The organism is Enterobacteriaceae endosymbiont of Donacia proxima (assembly GCF_012569285.1).
GTDB lineage: Bacteria > Pseudomonadota > Gammaproteobacteria > Enterobacterales > Enterobacteriaceae.
Map to the genome: position 1 here is coordinate 277,259 of NZ_CP046198.1, position 22,356 is coordinate 299,614.

Genomic DNA, 22,356 nt, shown 5'->3' on the forward strand with positions numbered 1-22,356 from the left:
ATGATTTTATTAAATAAATAATTATATTATTATTATGACTTATAAAGTATAAATAAAGCAATATTTTTCATTTATAAAATAAAAAAAACTATTTTAAATAAAATTTGATTTAAATGTGATTTAAAATTTAATAATTATACAATATAATATTTTTTATAAAAATTTATAAACTTAACATATAAAAAGAATTTAATAACATGACACTATTAGCTTTCGATTATGGTACTAAAAATATAGGTGTTGCAGTAGGTCAAAGTTTTATACGTATAGCACATACATTAAAAGTAATTAAAAATAAAAAATCAGGTGCTATTAATTGGATTAAATTTAATAATTTATTTAATCAATGGAAACCAAAAAAAATTATAATTGGATTACCATTACAAATGGATGGAAGTCAACAATATATAACTACGTTAGTTAAAAAATTTGCTTTTCATATAAAAAAAAAATTTAATATTAATAATATTGAATTCCATGATGAAAGATTAAGTACAGTAGAAGCTAAAAATATTTTATTTACTACAGGAGGATGGAAAAATTTACAAAAAAGTGATATAAATTCTTTATCAGCATCCATTATTTTACAAAGTTGGTTTGAGAATAATAAATAAAAAATTTTTTGAATAAAATTTATTTATAAATACATTTTATGTATTCTGGAGTTTTTATGGTTAAAATTATATGTTTATGTAAACATTTAATGAATTTTATAATATTATTTTTTTTATTAAGATTATGGATTTATTATTCTATAAATAATTACTGCAATATCTTTGCAAGATTTGTAATAATATTAACAGATATATTTTTAAAATATATTAAAAAAATTTTACCTATAAAACATAATAAGATACTATCTATAGTAGTATTTTTATTTTTTTTGTTTTTTAAATATCCGATAATAATATTATTACAATATGGAAATTTATTTAATTATAGTATAATTATTTATATATTTATTAGTATATTAACTTTACTTAAAATTACTGGTTTTTTATTGTTTTATATAATTACTATATATTTAATATTAAATTATCTTAATTTAAGATTTCTAGATCTTAATGAAATTTTAGAAATATTTATAAATCAAATTTATTTTTTTATAAAAATAATATGTCCTAATATTTATTATTTAAATATTGTTTTATTTATTACTAATATAATATTATATTTATTCAATAATTTATTAATAAATTTATTCCCTCAATTTTGGTTTTTAATTTAAAAATATGATAAATTTTAATAAAAATTATAGTTTATATATTCATATTCCTTGGTGTTTAAAAAAATGTCCTTATTGTGATTTTTTTTCTAAAATTTTAATAAAAAAAAATAAAAAAATACAATTTAAGTATATAAATAGTTTATTATTAGATTTAGAAAAAACTTTAACTTTTTTTAAAAAAAAAATTTATATTAAAAGTATTTTTTTCGGTGGAGGCACACCTAGTTTAATGTATGGAAAATATATATCATTTCTTTTAAAAGAAATAAGAAAAAAAGTTTATATATCTAAATTAGCTGAAATTACTATTGAAATAAATCCAAATTCTATTTCTGAAAATCAAATTATAAATTATGTAAATAATGGTATTAATCGTTTTTCGATTGGAGTACAGAGTTTTAATAATAGAAATTTAAAAAATTTGGGTAGATTACATTCTGCAGAAGAAGCGATTAATGCTATTTATATTCTAAAAAAAAATAATATTTCTAATATTAATATAGATATGATGTATGGTATACCAGGGCAATCATTAAATGATTCATATCAAGATTTATGTAAAGCTATTTTTTTTAAACCAAATCATATTTCATGGTATCAACTTACTATTGAAAAAAATACTATTTTTGAAAAATATAAACCTAAAAATTTATTAAATGATGATATTTTATGGAAAATGTTTTTACAAGGGAAAAAACTTTTTTTTCAAAACGGATATTTTCAATATGAAATTTCTTCTTTTGTAAGAAATTATAAATATAAATGTAAACATAATTTAAATTATTGGTATTTCGGTAATTATTTAGGTATTGGTTGTAATGCACATAGTAAAATTACTTTATTTGATAATAAAATTATTAGAATTATTAAAAATAATAATATTAAGCAATATATAAATGGAAATTTTATTACTTCTATAAATACACTTTTATATCAAGATAAAATATTTGAGTTTTTTTTAAATCGATTTAGATTATATAATAAAATTAATAAAAAAGAATTTGTAAAATCAACAGGTATAAAGGTAATAAATATTACGTCTATGATTGATAAAGCATTAAAATTAAATTATTTAAAAGAAGATAATAACTTTTGGTATATAACAAATAAAGGACATTTATATCTAAATGATTTATTAGAAATATTTATTTAAATAATTTAATTTTTTATATTCTATGTAATAAACATTTTTATTTTTTTTTTTTGCTTTATTAAAAAAATTAGTATTTAATGAAAATAAATCAAAATTTTTATATATATATTTATAACAATTAGATTTTTTAAAAAAAAGATATTTTTTACTTAAATTTTCTATATTAGAAATAATATCTTTTTTATAATTACTGCAATCAGTAACGATATATAGTATTCCATTACTAATTAATTTAGAATAAATAATTTTTAAAAAATCTTTTTTTAATAATCTTCTTTTTTGATGTTTAATTTTTGGCCACGGATCAGGAAAATATAATTGGATTATTTTAATTGAACAGTTAGGTATCATATTTTTTAATACAAAGTAAACATCATAATAAATTAATTTTAAATTTTTAATTTTATACTGAATAATTTTTTTTAAACATTTAACAATTCCTGGTAAATATACTTCTATACCAATAAAATTATATTTTATGTTATTCATAACAATATTAATAATATTATTATCCATACCAAAACCAATATCAATTACTATTGGTAATTTATTATTAAATATTTTATTAAAATTTATTAATTTATTTTTATAATTAATATTAAAAGAATTAAAATACTTATTAAAAAATATTTGTTTAGATTTTTTTAATTTTCTGAAACGACAATTAAAACTCTTAATATAAAAATTCATATTTTATATAGGTATTAATTATTAATTAATATATTATCATATAATGATATTTAAAATGTAAAGAAAAATTTATGGTAAAAAAAATTTTTTGTATTTATTTTAAAAGTAAATTAGAGCAATTAAATAAAAAAGTATATCATGGTAATATAGGGGATATTATATATAATAATATATCGAAAAATGCTTGGAAAAAATGGATAATACATCAAACTAAAATTATTAATGAAAAAAAATTAAATATGACAAATAAAAAACATATTTCTCTTTTAAAAAGAGAAATGGTCAATTTTTTATTTTTAAATAAATCTTAATATTAAATATTTTTATGGAGCTAAGCGGAATCGAACCGCTGACCCTCTGCGTGCAAAGCAGATGCTCTACCGTCTAAGCTATAGCCCCTATTTCTGTTAAATTAGGCTTGAGTGGACTTGAACCACCGACCTCACCCTTATCAGGGGTGTGCTCTAACCAACTGAGCTACAAGCCTATATAAATATTATAGATGTATCATAATTAATTCATATTTATAAATAAAAGTCAATTAAAATATATTTTTTTTCCAAAATACTAACATGTTTTTAAAAATTAATATAAATTTTTTTTTAGGAGTTAATAACTAAAAATGTTTTTTTATCAAAATTATATTTTTTTGTTAATATTATCTTTATTTATGGTAATATTTTTTTTATATAAAAAAAATCAAAAAAAAAATAAAAATTTAAATAAAATAATAAAAGAAAATAAAAAATTAGAATTTGAATTAATAAAAAAAATTGAACAAATAGAATATTTAAAAAAATTTAAAATAGAAAACACAAATTTAAATAAAATTATTGTAAATAAATTAGAAATAATTTCAGATTTAAAAATTAAAATCAAAGAATTAGAAGTTAAATTAACTGATACTATAATTTTTTTTCACAAAAAAGAAAAAATAATTATCAAGAATAAAAATTATTTAAATATAGAATTTAAAAATTTAGCTAATGAAATTTTAGAAAAAAGTGAAAAAAGAATTAATCAATATAATAATAAAAATATAAAAAATATTATTTGTCCTTTAAATCAAAAATTAGAATCATTACAAAATCAGTTACAAAAAAATTTACACCAGGAATCTTTAGAAAGAAATATATTAACTTATGAAATTAAAAATTTACAAAAATTAAATATAAATATTTCAAATGAAGCTATTAATTTAACAAATGCATTAAAAGGAAATAATAAAATTCAAGGGATTTGGGGAGAATTAGTATTAAATAAAATTTTAGAATCTTCTGGATTAAGAAATGGATATGAATATGAAGTACAAAAAAAAATTAAATTAAACAATACAAAAAAAATACAACCAGATGTAATAATTAATTTACCTTATAATAAAAAAATTATTATAGATGCTAAAATGACTTTGATAGCATATGAACGTTATTTTAATACTAATAATAAAATAAAACAAAAAAAAGCACTAAATGATCATATTATAGCTATTCGTAATCACTTAAAACTGTTAAGTAACAAACAATATCAATATTTATCTAATTTAGATACTTTAGATTATATTATAATGTTTATTCCTATCGAATCTGCATTATCCTTAGCCATAAATTATAAACCATCTTTGTTATATGAAGCTTTAAAATTAAATATTATGTTAGTTAGTCCTACAACTTTAATGATTTCCTTAAGAACTATAGAAAATTTATGGCGTTTAGAAAAACAAAATAAAAATTCTTTATTAATTATTAATAAAGCGACAAAATTATATAATAAAATTAGATTATTTGTAGATGATATGTATATTTTAGAAAAAAATTTGGATAAATTACAAATAAGTTATAATTCAGCTATTAAAAAATTATTTATAGGGAAAGGAAATATAATATCTCAAATTGAAAATTTTAAAAATTTAGGTATTGAAGTAATCAATAAAATTAATAATAATTTTAAAAATGATAATTAAAATAATTTTAAATTATAAAATTATATAATATATTTTATATTATTATTAATTTAATAAGTAATATAAAAAATTATAAATAATATTACTAATATAATAATAATTAATATAATTAATATATTAATTGTATAATTAAATTTCTTAGTTATTATTAATTATAAAATTATTAAATAATATAAGAATTATTCTTATTTTTTATTTAAAATTTATTCCTTTTTATTTTAAATTATGAAATAAAAATATTATTACATAAATGAAAAAATTTTTTACAAAAAAATAATAGTAATTTTTTAATATGTTTAAAATTTTTAATTTATAAATTTTTAAAGTAATAAAATTACTATTTTTCTAGTAAAAAAAATCAATTTGAATAATATTCACATATAAACATATCTATAAAATTAACTAAATTATTTTTTATTAAAAAAATAAAAAAAATTATATAAATAAAATAATTTTTAAAAAAAATTATTTTTTTAAAAAAAATATATTATTAAGTTTCTCAACATAAATACATACATTAATTTTTTAAATTTAAATAAAAATAATTGAAATTATATTTTTTATAAATTAAAATATATTAAATAAATATTTTAATATTAAAAATAAATTTTTATAGATAAATAAGTAAAGAGAAAATAATAATGTGTTTAATTTCTAGTATATCAGAGTTAATAACTGGAAAAATTAAAATTAATAGTATTATATCTATTGGGGGATGGGTACGTAATAGAAGACATTCTAAATTAGGTATTTCTTTTATTAATTTATATGATGGATCATATATAAATGATATACAAATTATTGCTAATAGTACATTAAATAATTATAAAGATGATATTTTATCCATTACTAGTGGATGTTCTTTAAATGTTACAGGAAAATTAAAAATTTCACTTAATAAAAATATACAAAATTATGAAATATATGCTACAAAAATAAAAATTTTAGGTTGGGTAAAAAATCCAGGTAAGTATCCTATTTCTCCCAAAAAACATAGTTTAAAATATTTAAGAAAAGTATCTCATTTACGTTCAAGAACAACAATAATAAGTTGTCTAACAAGAATTAGACATAATATATCATTATTTATACATAATTTTTTACATAAAAAAAATTTTTTTTGGGTTAATACTCCATTAATCACAACTTTAGATACTGAAGGATCAGGTAAAATGTTTAGAGTATCTACTCTAGATTTAAAAAATTTTAAATATAAAAAAAATATGAATATTTTTAAAAAAGATTTCTTTGGTAAAGAATCATTTTTAACTGTTTCTGGACAATTAAATTTAGAAACTTATGCTTGTTCAATGTCTAAAGTTTATACATTTGGACCTACTTTTAGAGCTGAAAATTCAAATACTAAACGTCATTTAGCAGAATTTTGGATGTTAGAATTAGAAATAGCATTTACTAATTTAAAATCTCTTATAATATTTGCAGAAAAAATGTTAAAAAAAATTTTTGAATATTTTCTTAATTTTCATAAAAATGAAATTATTTTATTATCTAATAAAATAGAGAAAAATTTATTTAATAAAATTGAAAAAGTTTTATTAAATAAATTTGATATAATTGAATATAATGAAGCTATTAATATTTTACAAAATTCTAAAGAAAAATTTTTACATTTTATAAAATGGGGTGATGATCTTTCTTTAGAACACGAAAGATATTTAACAAATAAATATTTTAATAATTCAGTAATAATATTTAATTATCCTAAAAATATTAAAGCTTTTTATATGTATTTAAATAAGGATAATAAAACTGTAGCATCCATGGATATATTATTACCTGATATAGGTGAAATTATAGGAGGTTCTCAAAGAGAAAGTAGAATAGATTTTTTAGATAAAAGATTAAAAGAATTAAAATTAAATAAAGATTATTATTGGTGGTATCGTGATTTAAGAAAATATGGTACAGTACCTCATTCTGGATTTGGTTTAGGTTTTGAAAGATTATTATCTTATATGACTGGTTTACATAATATAAAAGATGTTATTCCATTCCCAAGAACTCCATATAATGCAAAATTTTAAAATTTTTAATAAAATATAAGATAATTTTTTATAAATTTTATTACTAACTTAATTTAAAATAAATGATTATTATTAATAAGGATAAAAAATTATGAGATGTAATATATTTAAAATTTTAATACCTTTATTATTTTCAATTAGTATTGTTCATGCTAGTGAAATTTATAATAAAAATGGACAAAAAATAGATTTATATGGATCTTTAGAAATTACTAAAACATATGCTAATAATGATGCAAATATTGTTAAAAAATATCAAAATACTATATCAAATATTATTTTAGGATTTAAAGGAGTAACAAAAATATTTAATAATATTTATGGCTATGCTCAATTTGAATATAGTTTACCAATAAATCAAAAAGAAACAGATAATAATATTTTTCCATCAATAAGATTAGGTTTAATAGGATTAAATTTTAATCATAATAATTTTTTAAATTTTGGAAGAAATTATGGAATATTATATGATGCGACTTCTTATGTAAAAAAAGGTTTATTTTTTACAGATGATTTTATGTATAATAATAATGATAAATTTATGTTTGGAAGAACAAATAATCTTATAACATATAGAAATAAAGATTTTTTTAGTTTAATTAAAGGATTAAATATTGCTTTACAATATAAAGGATTATATCTTCCTAAAGAAGATAATAATTATAATAAAAACACAGAAAGAGATCTTTTTATAGATAAAGAAAAAAATAAAAAGGGGTGGGGGACTTCTATTGAATATAAATTAGGAGATTCTGGATTAAGTTTTATAGGTGCGTATTTTAATTCTTTAAAAATAAATAATAAAAGTAATGTAATTAATACAACTTTTTTTGCAAAAGAAAAAAATTTTAATTATAAACAAGAAAATGATAAAAAAAATAACTCTATTAAAGCTTTTTCTATTGGGGCTAAATATGAAAAAAATAATATTTATTTAGCTGCAGTATTTACCGAAGCACAGAATTCATTAATATATTTAGCTGATTATAAATATTTGTTTGCTAATGAAATTAAGAATTTAGAAATTGTTGGTCAATATAAATTTAGTAATGAGTTAAAAACTACTATTTCTTATGTTCAATCAGAAGGGTATAATATACCTTTAGGTAGACATTTTAATGGAGGCACTATAAATTTTGTTAAATATGTATCTATTGATACAATATATACATTTAGTAAAAATTTATCTGCTTATATAAGTTATCGCATTAATTTATTAAGTAAAAATAATAGATATATAAATACAAATCATATATTTCATCATAATTTATTTGGAATTGGTTTAATTTATAAATTTTAATGAAAATATCTTTATTTAAAATAAATACTAACTATTTCTTAAATTTAAGATTTTTTTTTAAAAAAATCTATAGAGATAGTTAGTTCATCTATTTTAGATAAATATTATTTTTTATTTCTCTATAAAAAGTAGTTTTCTCACCATGTCCTGGTAATATAATAATATCTTTACTTTTTGATAAAGATATTATTTTTTTTATAGAATTTATTAAAACATAAAAATTACTTTTTGGCAAATCTGTTCTACCTATATTATTTTTAAAAATAATATCTCCTGAAATTATGATTCTATTAAATTTATTAAAAAAAACTATATGACCTGGAGTATGACCTGGACAATGATATACTTTAAAATTAATTTTTCCTATATAAATATTTTGTTTATTTTTCAACCATATATTATTTTTAAATATACAATATGGAAGATTAAAAAGTTTATTTTGTAATTTTATATTTTTCAACCAAAAAATATCATGTTTATGAGAACCGAAAATAGGTATATTTAATATTTTAGATAAAATATACGCTGAACCAATATGGTCTAAATGACAATGAGTAATTAAAATTTTTTTTATTTTTAATTTATATTTTTTTGATATATTTAAAATTTTTTTATATTCTCCACCAGGATCAATAATTGCTGCATTAAGTGTTTTTTTACACCATATTAAATAACAATTTTGATAAAAATTTGTAACAGAAATAATTCTATATTCCATATTAATTATTCACATTTTTTCGCTGCTTTAAAAGCTTCTGTCATGATGTTAGAAAAATTATTATTATTTTTATTTTTTTTCATAATTTTATTTTCTATTAATTTGACATTAATAGTGATATTAATCATTCTATTTTTACGATCAATATTACTAATTTTCCCTTCTATTTTTTGCCCTATTTTAAAATATTTTATAATATTTTCAATTTTATAGTTTTTATACTCATTTAATTTAACATTACCTAATATACCATTATTAAATTTTAATTTAATATTTTTATTATCTATACTTATAATAGTACCTATTACTAAATTATTTTTTTTATATTCTAAAAAATAATAATTTAAAGGATCTTCTGTTAATTGTTTAATTCCTAAAGAAATTCTTTCTCTTTCTGGATCTACTTGTAAAAGTATAGCAGTAATGTTTTCATTTTTCTTATATTTATGTATTTCATCTTCCCCATTATTTATCCATGATAAATCAGATAAATGAACTAAACCATCTATACCTCCTGTTAAACCAATGAAAATTCCAAAATCTGTAATTGATTTAATTTTACCATTAACATGGTCACCTTTATTATAATTTTTAGCAAATTCTAACCAAGGATTAATAGTACATTGTTTAATTCCTAAAGAAATTCTTCTTCTTTCTTCATCAATATCTAATACCATCACTTCAACTTTATTATTAATAGCTACTATTTTTGTAGGATGTATATTTTTATTAGTCCAATCCATTTCAGATACATGTACTAATCCTTCAATACCTTCTTCAATTTCTACAAAACATCCATAATCCGTTAAATTAGTTACACGTCCTATTAATTTACTATTTTCTGGATAACGTTTAGATATAGATTCCCATGGATCTTTCCCTAATTGTTTTAATCCTAATGAAACTCTGATTTTTTCTTTATCAAATTTTAATATTTTAACCTTAATATTATCACCTATATTTACAATTTCACTAGGATGTTTCACTCTTTTCCATGCCATATCTGTAATATGTAAAAGTCCATCAACACCACCTAAATCAACAAATGCTCCATAATCAGTAAGATTTTTTACTAATCCATTTATTTCCATTCCTTCATATATAGTATTAAGTAATAAATTTCTTTCAACACTATTTTCTGATTCTATTACTGCTTTTCTGGAAACAACTACGTTATTTCTTTTTTTATCTAATTTTATAACTTTAAAATCTAATTCTTTACCTTCTAGGTGAGAAGTATCTTTAATCGGTCTAATATCAATTAAAGAACCTGGTAAAAAAGCTCTAATATTATTAAGATCTACTGTAAATCCTCCTTTAACTTTACCATTAATAATACCTTTAATATTATTTTTATTTATATTAGCTTGTTCTAAAAATAGCCATGCTTCATGTCTTTTCGCTTTATCTCTTGATAAAATAGTTTCGCCGAATCCGTCTTCTATAGTGTCTAATACTACATCAACAATATCTCCTATTTTAATTTCAAGTTCACCTTTTGTATTTTTAAATTGTGTAATAGGGATGTAAGATTCTGATTTTAATCCTGCATCTACTAAAACAATATCTTTTTTAATAGAAATAACAGTTCCAGAAACAATTGATCCTAAATTAATAATTTTATTTTTTGATGATTTTTCAAATAGTTTAGCAAAACATTCATTCATATTAGTAACTTTTAAATATATTAAAATAAATATTAACTTAAATCATATTAAGTATTATTTATTATAAAACTCATATATTCCTTTTATGAGAAAATTAAATATTATATACATAATATATATGTATATAACATTAATAATTTTTTTCTGCAACTATATATAATATATTATTATTTTTAATATTTTTAAATTTCTGAAATATAAAAATTATAATTTAACTATAAATACTAATTTTTTTAAATTCTGTAAAAAATTTTGGATATGTTTTAGTAACACAATTAGGATTAATAATACTTACAGGGTAATTTGACAATGATAATAATGAAAAACACATAGCCATACGATGATCGTTATAAGTTTCAATAATAGTTTTTTTAATATGTTTAGGAGGTTTTATTATAATAAAATCTTTACCAGTAATAACACTAGCTCCAGTTTTTTTTATTTCATTGGACATTGCTATAAGACGATCAGTTTCTTTTAATCGCCAATTATATATATTTTTAATAGTCGTAATTCCCTTAGCAAACAAACCAATGATAGCTAATGTCATAGCTACATCTGGAATATCGTTTAAATCCATATCAATAGATTTTAAAGTATTTTTTGTACAACCAATATAATTTTGGCCGTAAAATATTATGGCACCCATTTTTTTTAAAATATTAACATATTTTATATCTCCTTGAATACTATTTTTATTTAAATTTTTTAAAATTACAGTCCCTCCCTTGATAGCAGCAGCTGCTAAAAAATATGATGCAGAAGATGCATCTCCTTCTATAATATATTCTTTTGGAGAAATATATGTTTGTTTACCAATAATTTTAAATTGTTTATAATTGTTATTTTGTACATTAATACCAAAAATTTTCATTAATTTTATAGTAATATCTATATATGGTTTTGAAACTAAATTACCTTTAACATTAATTAATGTATCATTATTTAATAATGGACTTATAATTAATAAGGAAGTTAAAAATTGGCTAGAAATAGAACCATCTATTATAATATTATTATTATAATAATTTTGGAAACCTCCTTTTAAACTTATAGGGGGAAAATTTTTTTTTTCTAAATATTTAATTTTAGCTCCTCCACTTTTTAATGCATCTACAAGATGTTTAATAGGTCGTTCTTTCATTCGAGGTTCACCTGTTAAAATAACATCACATTGATCATTTAATGATAAAATTGCTGTTAATGGTCTTATTACTGTTCCAGCATTTCCTAAAAATAATTTTATTTTATTTTTAGGTTTAAAATATCCTTTATTACCTATAATTAGACAATTTGTTTTATTATTTGATAAATTATAATTAATTCCTAATTGTTGTAATGCTTTTAACATGTATTTTACATCATCACTATTTAATAAATTAATTAATTTAGTATTTCCTTTTGCTAGAGCAGATAATAATAAAACTCTATTTGAAATACTTTTTGATCCAGGTAAGGTTATAGAACCTTGAACCTTATGTACTGATTTTAAAATTAAAATGTTTTTCATAATATATTATTTAATTAAATTTTAAAATAATAATAACATTTATACATAATTTTTTTCAAAATCATTCATAAAATTTACTAATGTTTTTATTCCTTCTATAGGCATGGCATTATATATAGATGCTCTTATACCTCCTATTATTTTATGTCCTTTCAAATAATATAATCCATTTTCTTGAGCTTTTTGTATAAAAAGATCTTCTTTTTTTTTATCTTTTAAATAAAAAGTAACATTTGTTATAGATCTATTACAAGGTTTTATTTTATTTATATAAAAATTACTGCTATCTATAGCATTATAGAGTAATGTAGATTTTTTTTTATTTATTTTACTAATATATTTTATCCCACCTATTTTTTTTAACCATTTTAAAACTAATCCGGATAAATATAAAGAAAATGTAGGGGGTGTATTAAACATTGAATTATATTTAGAAATTATTTTATAATCTAATACTGAAGGTATTTCTTGACGTTTTTTATGATTATTAAAAATTAAATCTTTTTTTATAATTATTAAAGTTAATCCAGCGGTACCAATATTTTTTTGTGCACTTGCGTATATTAATCCATAATTTTTTACATTTATTTCTTTTGCGAGAATTGAAGAAGATAAATCTGCTATAATAATTTTATTTTGTAATATAGGTTCTTTATTAATTGCGATACCTTCTATAGTTTCATTAGGACAAATATGTATATATTTTGAATTCTTATTCAAAATCCAATTTTCTATTTTTTTTATATAAAAAATACCATTTTTTTTTTTTACTGGATTAATAATATTAGGAACACAATATTTTTTTGCTTCTTTTATTGCTTGTAAAGACCAATAACCAATATTTGCATAATCGGCTATTTCATTATAAAATAATAAATTCATGGGAATTGCTGCGAATTGTGTTCTTGCTCCTCCTTGACAAAATAATATATCATATTGTGTTGGAATATTAATTAATTCACGTAAATCTTGTTTAATATTTTGTAATAAATCTATAAATTCATTACTACGATGACTAATTTCCATAACTGAAAAATTTAAATTATTCCAATTTATTAGTTCATTTTGCGCTTGTTTCAAAACTTCATAAGGTAAAGTAGCAGGTCCGGGACTAAAATTAAATATTTTTTTCATATTTATAATCCTTACTTAATAATTTATTAAAAATAAAATTTTTTATTTAAATTATATTTTACTATTATAAGTATACATAGACATTATAATTCCAAAATTAGCCATAACAACTACAAGCGATGTACCTCCATAACTAAGTAATGGTAAAGGGATACCTACTATTGGTAGTAAACCACTTACCATACTAATGTTAATAAATATAGAGAAAAACAACATAAATGTTATCCCACTAATTATTAATTTATTAAAAAAATGATAACATTGAAAAGATAAATATAAATTTCTTCCTATTAGCAATAAATATAAAAAAATAATAAATAAAGCACCTATAAAACCAAATTCTTCTGCTAACACAGAAAATACAAAATCGGTATGTTTTTCTGGTAAAAAATTTAATTGTGTTTGTGTACCGTGTAACCATCCTTTACCAAATAAACCTCCAGAACTAATTGCAGTTTTTGATTGAAAAATATGATATCCTATTCCTAATAAATCATAATGTGATTTCAATAACATTGACATTCTTTCTCTTTGATAATCATGTAATAAAAACATCCATGCAAAAGGAAGAAAAATTATAAATATAATAATACTATTTATAATAATTTTCCACGATAATCCAGATAAAAATAAAACAATAATGCCAGATAAACTAATTAATATTGCAGTACCTAAATCAGGTTGTTTCGCTACTAATATTGTAGGTATTAATATAAGAATTATAATTCTAAAAAATATTTTTTTATTAATAGGATATTTATTTTTATTAATAATATGAGCAATTACTAGAGGAACAGATATCTTTGCTATTTCAGATGGTTGAAATTTAGTAAAATATATATTTAACCATCTTTTTGCACCTTTTGTAGTATATCCCCAAAATTCTACAGCAACTAATAAAATAATACAAAACCAATAAAATAAAAAAGAGTATTTTTTATAAATTTCTGGAGGAATTTGTGCCGCAACAAACATAATTATAAAACCTATCAAAATTTGTATTAATTTATGCTTTATAAAAACATGACGATATATACCTGTTGAACTCCATGTTATAAATAAACTAATTATTAAAATTAATGTTATTAATATTAATAAAATTAAATCTATATGTAATATAGAATGAATAAAATAATTAATTTTTTTTTTTTTCATAATTAAAATATATAATTTAATGTTTTAATTTAAAAATTTTTTTTTATGTGTAAAAATATAATCCCAAATACTTTTTGAAATATCTCCTACTGAAATACTATTTTCACTATTTTCTATAATTATAGTCATTGCTATTTTAGGATTATTAAATGGAGCGAAAGCTATTAGAAGCTTGTGATCTCTTAGTTTTTTTTCAATTGTATTAATATTATAATTTTTTTTCTTTTTAAGGTTAAAAACCTGTGCTGTTCCTGTTTTAGCAGCTACTTGATAATTTTTTACTGTAGAAAAATAATTATAAATAGTACCATTTTTTTTATTAACTACATTATACATTCCTTTTTTTATTATATTCCAATATTTTTTCGATAAATTAATTACTTTTTTGTATTTTGGGGGAAAATAATAAGAAAAAATATTATTTAATTTCTTTTTTTTAAAAAGATGTAAGGGGATACTAATGCCATCGTTAACTAATATAGTTAGTGCATTATGTATTTGTATAGGAGTAGCATTCCAATAACTTTGTCCTATACCTACTGAGATAGTATCTCCTATATACCAGGGTATTTGTATATTTTGTAGTTTCCATTCTTTAGTAGGCATATTACCTTTTTTTTCATTAAAAAGATCAATATTTGTTAATTCACCATAACCAAATTTAATCATCCATTTATGAATTTTATTTATTCCTATATTATAAGCTAATTTATAAAAAAAAAAATCAGATGATTCTTGTAATGCTTTAGTAACATTTAAATATCCATGACCGATTTTTTTCCAATCTTTATAAATTGTATTTAATTTAGGGATTTTCCACCACCCAGGATCAAATAAAATTGTATTTTCATTTATTAAATCTAAATTTAATGCTAATAAAGCTATATATGGTTTTACAGTAGAAGCAGGAGGATAAATTCCTTGAATAGTTCGATTAATTAAAAGATCATCATTACTCTTTAATAAAAAAGTTATATTATTTTTTTCAAAATTATTTACAAAGATATTAGGATCAAAACTAGGAGTTGATACCATAGCTAAAATTTCTCCATTTCTTGTATCACTAATAATAACAGCACCTTTTTTATCACTCATTAATGAGTGAATATAATTTTGTAAATGATAATCAATTGTTAAATAAATATCACTACCTGTATAAGCTTTTTTTTTGCATATATTATATGAAAAAATACCTTTATTATTTACTGCAATTTTTTGATAACCTGGGATACCATATAATATATTTTCATAATATTTTTCAATACCATTAATACCTTTACCAGAAATATCATTATAATTTTTTACATCATTTTTATTTTTAAAAAAAATTTTTTTTTTATTATCTATTGAATTAATATAACCAACTACATGAGCAAAAACATCACTTTGAGGATAAAAACGTTTTTGATAAATTTTTAATGATATTGTAGGAAATCTAAATTTATTTACTAAAAATTTTGATACTTGTACATTATCTAAATCAATTTTTAATTTAATTGATTTAAAAGGATTATTTTTTTTTCTTTTTTTTATAAAATTTATAAGATCGCATTGATTAATATTTAATTTTAATATTTTTTGAAAAACACTAAAATTTATATAAAAATCTTTTAGATTATTATATCTCATTGTAATTTGATAAAAATTTTTATTTTTAGCTAAAATAATACCATTTCTATCATAGATTAATCCTCTATCTGGTTTTAAAAAAAAAAAACCGATATAATTTTTTTCAGCTTGTAATTTATATTTTTTATAAGATTTTATTTGTAAATAATATAAATTATATATTACAATAACTATAAATATTAAAAATATTCTAATTAATATTTTAATTCTTTTTATAAGAATTTTTGATTTTATTATATGATCATGTAAAAAATTATAACTTACATTCATAATTATTTTATACCTATATAATTAAAAATATTTTATGATGTTAATAAAATTAATTTTTCTAAATCTATCCAGAAATATTTTTCTGTATAATTTTTTATTATAAAACTTTTAATATTTATTTCAATTTTTAGTAATAATTTAATTATTAAATTTAATTTTTTTGAATTTATTCTATTTAAAATTTTTATAAAATTTTTTTGTTTTGATATAGGTATCAAAAATTTATTAAAAATAAAATTTATAGAATTTTTTTTATAATTTCTATGTAATTTTAAAATTAGAAAAATATTTTTTTGTAACTTATTTAAAATAAAAAAAATATTTTGTTTATTATTTTTCATTTGTTTAATTAATTTAAAACTATTTTTTAAATCACCTAATAAAATAAAATTAATAAGTTTTTCTTCTTTTAATAAAATTGGATTATTTAAATAATATTTATAAATAAAATTATTTACATTAATAAAATTTTTTTTTTTTTGTATATAAATATTATCGATTAATTGATTTAAAAAAGTTAAATTTTGTGAATAAGAATTTTTTAATATAGAAATCATATTCTGATTTATAGATAGATTTAACTTTTTAAAACGAAAATTAATCCAATTTAATAATTGATCACTATTTAACTTATTATTTTTTAAAAAAAAACCATGATTATTATCAGTAATATTTTTTATTATTTTTTCTATACTAAAATTAATATAATCATGAATTTCTAAAATAAGAATATTATTAGTATCTATATATTTCAATAAAAAAAAAATATAATTTTGAAATTGTAAAAAAATATTTTTGTTTAAAAAGAGTAAATGTATTATTTTTTTTTTACAAAAAAAATCATTAACGGTAAATTTTAAAAAAATATCATCCCAAATGATGTCATTATCTATAATAATAACATTATTTTTAATATAATTTAAACTTACTAATTTATTGAATAATAAATATAAATTTTTTTTTAGAAAAAAAAATTCATCACCTGCTAAAATATAGCAATAATATTTTTCATTATAAATTTTTTTATAAAAATTATTAATTAATTTTTGATTCATCTTATTTTATTCAGTAAAATAAATTTTTTATTTTTTTGTTACTATATTAAAAATTTTATATGGTATATATATTGTTTTTATTATTTTAATATTAACTAAAAATTTAGAAATTTCATTATGTGATAATATATATTTTTTAATGTTATTATTTTGATTATGATATTTTTTAGGGATTAAAAGAACATATTTTTTTTTTCCATTAATTTGTATAATAATATTAAAATTTTGTTTTATTTTTGTATCAATATTTTTAATTACTGGCCACAATTGATGATCTATATCGTTATTGTTCCCCATATGTTTCCATAATACGAAACAAATGTGAGGTGCAAAAGGATATAATATTTTTAATATAATTAATAATCCATTAAAAATGATAGTATGATCAATATCACTATTAATTTTATATTTCATAATTTTTTTAAATAAAATTATTATAGAAGATATTATAGTATTAAAAGATTGATTTTTTTCAAAATTATTAGTTATGCTAATAACAGTTTTATTTATATCATTTTTAATGATAAGTTGTTGTTGATTATATTGAATTATTTTCTGATTATTTTTAATTTTTAAATAATTTTTATATATTTTTTTATATTTATAAATAAATTGCCATAATCTATTTAGAAATCTATACATTCCTTTTATTCCTGATTCTTTCCATTCTAAATCCATAGTAGGAGGTGCAGCGAACATAATAAACATACGTAAAGTATCAGTTCCATATTTTTCAATCATATCTTGAGGATTAATACCATTATTTTTAGATTTTGACATTTTTATCATACCATTATAGACTAATTTTTTTCCTTCTTTATTTAAAAAAATATTTTTTTTTTTATCAAAAATAACATCTTTCGAATTAACCCAATGGTATTTTTTTTTATTATCTATGTAATAATAAGAATCAGATAAAACCATTCCTTGACATAATAAATTTTTTACTGGTTCATCAATATATAATAAACCCATATCTCTCATTAATTTATGAAAAAAACGAAAATACATTAAATGCATTATAGCATGCTCTATACCTCCAATATATTGATCAACAGGTAACCAATATTTAGCTTTTTTTTTATTTATCATACTATTTTTTTCATTATTACAAGTATATCTAGCATAATACCATGAAGATTCAAAAAAAGTATCAAATGTATCAGTTTCTATTTGCCCTTTTATACCATTTTTATTATAAAGAAACCATTTTAAATTTTTTTTAATTTTTTCATTATAATTTTCATTTATATTTCCATCAAAAAAAAAATTAGGAAAAACTAAAGGTAAATCTTTTTCTTTTAAAGGTAAAATTTTTCTATTATTTTGTATAATAATAGGTATTGGTGTACCCCATAAACGTTGTCTAGAAATACTCCAATCTTGTAAATGATAATGTGTTTTATAACATGCAATTTTATTTAAAATTAAATTATGAATTAATTTATCACTATTTTTAGTATTTTCCGATACATTTAATGATTTTGTAAATTTAGAAAAAAATAAGTTATATTTTTTTGCAAATATTAAATCTTTGTTATTATATGTTGGTATACCAATTATTGCATTAATTGTTGTGATATTTGTTAAATAATTAACAATGATTATTGGTATTTTTTTTTTTATAAAAATATTATATGCAAATAATTTACTATTAATATCCATTATCGGGATAGAAGAAAATTTATTTTTTTTAGTAAAATTATTTAATAAACATTTTGTAATAAAATTTTTAATATTTATATTTTTTATAAATTTTTTACATATAGGATGATTATATAAAATTTTAATAAAAATAATATCATTAATGTGATTAATATATTTTTTTTCTATAAAAACATTAAATTGATAACTAGTATTTATAATCTTAAAAAGAAGATTTATTCCTTTTTTTTCCCCAATCCAATGTTTTTGCATACTTTTTACTTTTTTAGGCCATCCATCTAATTTTTTTAAATCATGAAGTAATTCTTCAGCATAATGAGTAATTTTTAAAAACCATTGTTTAACCCATTTTTTCTGTACAATATTATTACATCTCCAACAACAATTATTAATAACTTGTTCATTTGCTAAGATTGTTTTATCTATACTACACCAATTAACTAAAGCATTTTTTTTATATGCTAAGCCTGATTTATATAATTTTAGAAAAAACCATTGTTCCCAACGATAATAATTAGGATCACATGTCGTTATTTCTCTATCCCAATCAAAACTAAAACCTAATAATTTTAATTGTTTTTTCATTTCTATAATATTATTTTTAGTCCATAAATAAGGAGAAATATTATTTTTATGCGCTGCTATTTCAGCTGGTAAACCAAAAGAGTCCCAACCAATTGGATGTAAAACATTTTTTCCTTGCATACGTTGATATCTTGCAATAACATCTCCTATTGTATAGTTACGTACATGTCCCATATGTAATTTTCCTGATGGATAAGGTAACATTGAAAGACAATAAAATTTAGGTTTATTATAATTTTCGGTTACTTTAAAAGTTTTTTTTAAATGCCATTTTTTTTGTACATAAGATTCTATTTCTTTAGGAAAATATTCTTTTTTCATATTAAGATACTTCCTGAATATATTTTAAAAATATTTTATTATAAATATAATATTTTATATTAAAAATAATAATTAATATGGATTTTTATAACCAAGTAAATTAAGTATGTTAATTTCTTTTATCTGCATAATGCATGTTTCTTCAATATTTTTATGATCATATTTTAATAGATGTAAACATGAATGTATGATCATATGAGCCCAATGAGCATTTAATGATTTTTTTTGTAAAAAAGATTCATATTCAATAATTTCTTTACATAAAATTATTTCTCCTAATAATGTTTTTTTTAAAAAATTATTATTTTCTAAAAAAGAAAGAACGTTTGTAGGTTTAGATATTTGAAAATATTTTTTATTAAGTTTTTTAATATAATTTTTTTCTACTATAGAAATAGTAATTCTGATTTTTTTTATATTAGTTTTTATGAATATTATATGTAACCAATATAAAATATCATTTTTATATGGTAATTTTTTATAATTTTTACAAAAATTATAATAATTTAAAATAATATCTAATTTCATAATTATATATTAGATTTTATGTATAGATATAAATTTTCCATATAAAGAATATATATTCGAATCAATAATTTTTATTTTAACAAATTTACCAATATAATTTTCAGAACTTGTAAAAAAAACTATTCTATTATTTTCAGTTTTACCAAAATATTTATGATTTTGGAAGGAAAAATTTTCAACTAAAATTATTTGAATAGTATTAATCATTTTTAAACTAAATTTTTTGGTTTGTTGTTTAATATGATATTGAAGTAAATATAATCTTTTTTTCTTCTCTAGAAGAGAAATATTATCTTTCATTTTACTAGCTGGTGTTCCTGGTCTAGATGAATAAATAAAACTAAAACTCATATCTAAATCTAGATCTAGTATTAAAGATATAGTATTATTAAAATCTTCTTTATTTTCTCCAGGGAAACCAACAATAAAATCTGAACTAATTTGCATTAATGGTCTAATACTTCGTAATTTATTTATAATTTGTGTATATTCTTTAATATTATATTGTCTTTTCATAAGATATAAAATTTTATCAGAACCACTTTGTACTGGTAAATGTACAAAATTTACTAATTGAGGAATTATTTTATATATATTTATAAGTTCATCAGAAAAATATTTTGGATGATTTGTAGTAAATCTAATCCTTTTTATATTTTTTATTTTTGCAATTAATTTTAATAGTTTTACAAATGTATAATATTTTTTATTTTCTTTATCAAAATATTTATAAGCATTAACATTTTGTCCTAATAAATATATTTCTTTAACTCCTTGAGATGCTAAATGTTTAATTTCTAAAATAATATCTTTATATGGTCTACTTATTTCTTTTCCTCTTGTATAAGGTACTATACAATAAGTACAATATTTATTACATCCTTCTATAATAGTGATAAAGGAACTTATTTTTTTTGTTTTTTTTAAAGGAAAAAATTTAAATTTTTCAATTTTAGGAAAACTAATATCAATTAAATATTTTTTAAATTGACGTACTTTATATATCATTTGAGGTATTCTATGAATAGTCTGAGGCCCAAAAATAATATCTATATAATATGCTCTTTCTAAAATTTTTTTACCTTCTTGTGAAGCAACACATCCACCTACACCTATAATAATATTAGGATTATCTTTTTTAAAACTTTTCCACCTTCCTAATTGATGGAAAAGTTTTTCTTGTGCTTTTTCTCTGATAGAACAAGTATTTAATATTAAAATATTTGCATTTGTGACTGATGTAGTAATTTCACAATTTAATTCACTTTTCATAATATCAGCTATCTTAGAAGAATCATATTCATTCATTTGACAGCCCCAAGTTTTAATATATAATTTATTTTTTAACATAATATATTAACTAAATAATTTTTAAAAAAATGAAAAAAATAAGTATATTTTATCTGGGGTACCTGGATTTGAACCAGGGATGCCGGTATCAAAAACCGGTGCCTTAACCACTTGGCTATACCCCATATATTTCTATGCGGAAGACGAGACTTGAACTCGTACTATATTTTATTTAAATAGCCAGAACCTAAATCTGGTGCGTCTACCAAATTCCGCCACTTCCGCTAATTATTTTATAGTAGCTACGATGGGAATTGAACCCATGACCTCAGCGTTATGAGTGCTGTGCTCTAACCAAAACTGAGCTACGTAGCTAATAATCACATTTATATTATGTAATATAATAAAGTCTAACGTCAACTAATTTATTAATTTAAATATAAATTTAAAATC

At 18.7% G+C, this 22,356-nt stretch carries 17 protein-coding genes and 5 tRNA genes; 6 read left to right on the top strand and 16 right to left on the bottom strand.

The window, feature by feature from the left end; translation table 11 throughout:
- The first annotated feature begins 197 nt into the window (after positions 1-197).
- Positions 198-614 (top strand): Holliday junction resolvase RuvX, encoded by a 417-nt coding sequence (gene ruvX, locus GJT97_RS01360; RefSeq protein ID WP_169767711.1) that lies wholly within the window; start codon positions 198-200, stop codon positions 612-614.
- A gap of 618 nt (positions 615-1,232) precedes the next feature.
- Positions 1,233-2,381, top strand: a complete 1,149-nt coding sequence (hemW, locus tag GJT97_RS01365) for a radical SAM family heme chaperone HemW (RefSeq protein ID WP_169767712.1) — start codon at positions 1,233-1,235, stop codon at positions 2,379-2,381.
- Here hemW and trmB read toward each other — a convergent pair.
- Positions 2,364-3,071, bottom strand: coding sequence for a tRNA (guanosine(46)-N7)-methyltransferase TrmB (trmB, locus tag GJT97_RS01370; RefSeq protein ID WP_169767713.1), 708 nt, complete (start codon positions 3,069-3,071; stop codon positions 2,364-2,366). The two genes, hemW and trmB, sit on opposite strands and share 18 nt — an antisense overlap.
- Before the next feature lie 71 nt (positions 3,072-3,142).
- Here trmB and GJT97_RS01375 point away from each other — a divergent pair, with 71 nt between their 5' ends.
- The gene (locus GJT97_RS01375; protein WP_169767714.1) at positions 3,143-3,382 is read left to right on the top strand and encodes an oxidative damage protection protein; all 240 of its coding nucleotides are present in this window, start codon (positions 3,143-3,145) and stop codon (positions 3,380-3,382) included.
- Positions 3,383-3,397: 15 nt separating this feature from the next.
- Here the strand turns inward: GJT97_RS01375 and GJT97_RS01380 are convergent.
- Positions 3,398-3,470, bottom strand: a tRNA-Ala gene (locus GJT97_RS01380).
- 14 nt (positions 3,471-3,484) lie between these two features.
- Positions 3,485-3,558 (bottom strand) — tRNA-Ile (locus GJT97_RS01385).
- Positions 3,559-3,693: 135 nt separating this feature from the next.
- Between GJT97_RS01385 and rmuC the strand changes: the two genes are divergently transcribed.
- The 3 genes from rmuC to GJT97_RS01400 all read left to right on the top strand — a co-directional run bounded on the left by rmuC (position 3,694) and on the right by GJT97_RS01400 (position 8,376).
- The gene (rmuC, locus tag GJT97_RS01390) at positions 3,694-5,031 is read left to right on the top strand and encodes a DNA recombination protein RmuC (RefSeq protein ID WP_169767715.1); all 1,338 of its coding nucleotides are present in this window, start codon (positions 3,694-3,696) and stop codon (positions 5,029-5,031) included.
- A gap of 641 nt (positions 5,032-5,672) precedes the next feature.
- Positions 5,673-7,076 (top strand): asparagine--tRNA ligase, encoded by a 1,404-nt coding sequence (asnS, locus tag GJT97_RS01395; protein ID WP_169767716.1) that lies wholly within the window; start codon positions 5,673-5,675, stop codon positions 7,074-7,076.
- A 91-nt stretch (positions 7,077-7,167) separates the two neighbouring features.
- Positions 7,168-8,376, top strand: coding sequence for a porin (locus GJT97_RS01400; RefSeq protein ID WP_169767717.1), 1,209 nt, complete (start codon positions 7,168-7,170; stop codon positions 8,374-8,376).
- 88 nt (positions 8,377-8,464) lie between these two features.
- On the opposite strand, the gene GJT97_RS01405 is transcribed toward GJT97_RS01400, so the two are convergent.
- From GJT97_RS01405 to GJT97_RS01465, 13 genes are all read right to left on the bottom strand, one after another.
- On the bottom strand, positions 8,465-9,094 hold the full coding sequence (locus GJT97_RS01405) for an MBL fold metallo-hydrolase (protein WP_169767718.1): 630 nt from the start codon (positions 9,092-9,094) through the stop codon (positions 8,465-8,467).
- A gap of 5 nt (positions 9,095-9,099) precedes the next feature.
- Complete coding sequence (gene rpsA, locus GJT97_RS01410; RefSeq protein ID WP_169767719.1) at positions 9,100-10,761, bottom strand: 30S ribosomal protein S1; 1,662 nt, start codon at positions 10,759-10,761, stop codon at positions 9,100-9,102.
- 211 nt (positions 10,762-10,972) lie between these two features.
- Complete coding sequence (aroA, locus tag GJT97_RS01415; RefSeq protein ID WP_169767720.1) at positions 10,973-12,271, bottom strand: 3-phosphoshikimate 1-carboxyvinyltransferase; 1,299 nt, start codon at positions 12,269-12,271, stop codon at positions 10,973-10,975.
- A gap of 39 nt (positions 12,272-12,310) precedes the next feature.
- Positions 12,311-13,405, bottom strand: a complete 1,095-nt coding sequence (gene serC, locus GJT97_RS01420) for a 3-phosphoserine/phosphohydroxythreonine transaminase (protein ID WP_169767721.1) — start codon at positions 13,403-13,405, stop codon at positions 12,311-12,313.
- 51 nt (positions 13,406-13,456) lie between these two features.
- Entirely contained in the window at positions 13,457-14,560 is a 1,104-nt protein-coding gene (rodA, locus tag GJT97_RS01425) for a rod shape-determining protein RodA (RefSeq protein ID WP_169767722.1), read from the bottom strand.
- Between the two features lie 24 nt (positions 14,561-14,584).
- A complete protein-coding gene (gene mrdA / locus GJT97_RS01430) occupies positions 14,585-16,459 on the bottom strand; it encodes a penicillin-binding protein 2 (protein ID WP_169767723.1) in 1,875 nt (624 codons plus the stop codon).
- A 32-nt stretch (positions 16,460-16,491) separates the two neighbouring features.
- A complete protein-coding gene (gene holA, locus GJT97_RS01435) occupies positions 16,492-17,514 on the bottom strand; it encodes a DNA polymerase III subunit delta (protein WP_169767724.1) in 1,023 nt (340 codons plus the stop codon).
- Positions 17,515-17,541: 27 nt separating this feature from the next.
- On the bottom strand, positions 17,542-20,085 hold the full coding sequence (gene leuS, locus GJT97_RS01440) for a leucine--tRNA ligase (protein ID WP_169767725.1): 2,544 nt from the start codon (positions 20,083-20,085) through the stop codon (positions 17,542-17,544).
- A 72-nt stretch (positions 20,086-20,157) separates the two neighbouring features.
- The gene (ybeY, locus tag GJT97_RS01445; RefSeq protein ID WP_169767726.1) at positions 20,158-20,613 is read right to left on the bottom strand and encodes an rRNA maturation RNase YbeY; all 456 of its coding nucleotides are present in this window, start codon (positions 20,611-20,613) and stop codon (positions 20,158-20,160) included.
- Between the two features lie 9 nt (positions 20,614-20,622).
- A complete protein-coding gene (gene miaB / locus GJT97_RS01450; RefSeq protein WP_169767727.1) occupies positions 20,623-21,963 on the bottom strand; it encodes a tRNA (N6-isopentenyl adenosine(37)-C2)-methylthiotransferase MiaB in 1,341 nt (446 codons plus the stop codon).
- 53 nt (positions 21,964-22,016) lie between these two features.
- Positions 22,017-22,088, bottom strand: a tRNA-Gln gene (locus GJT97_RS01455).
- Positions 22,089-22,098: 10 nt separating this feature from the next.
- A tRNA-Leu gene (locus tag GJT97_RS01460) sits at positions 22,099-22,188 on the bottom strand.
- Positions 22,189-22,202: 14 nt separating this feature from the next.
- Positions 22,203-22,278 (bottom strand) — tRNA-Met (locus GJT97_RS01465).
- Positions 22,279-22,356 lie beyond the last annotated feature (78 nt).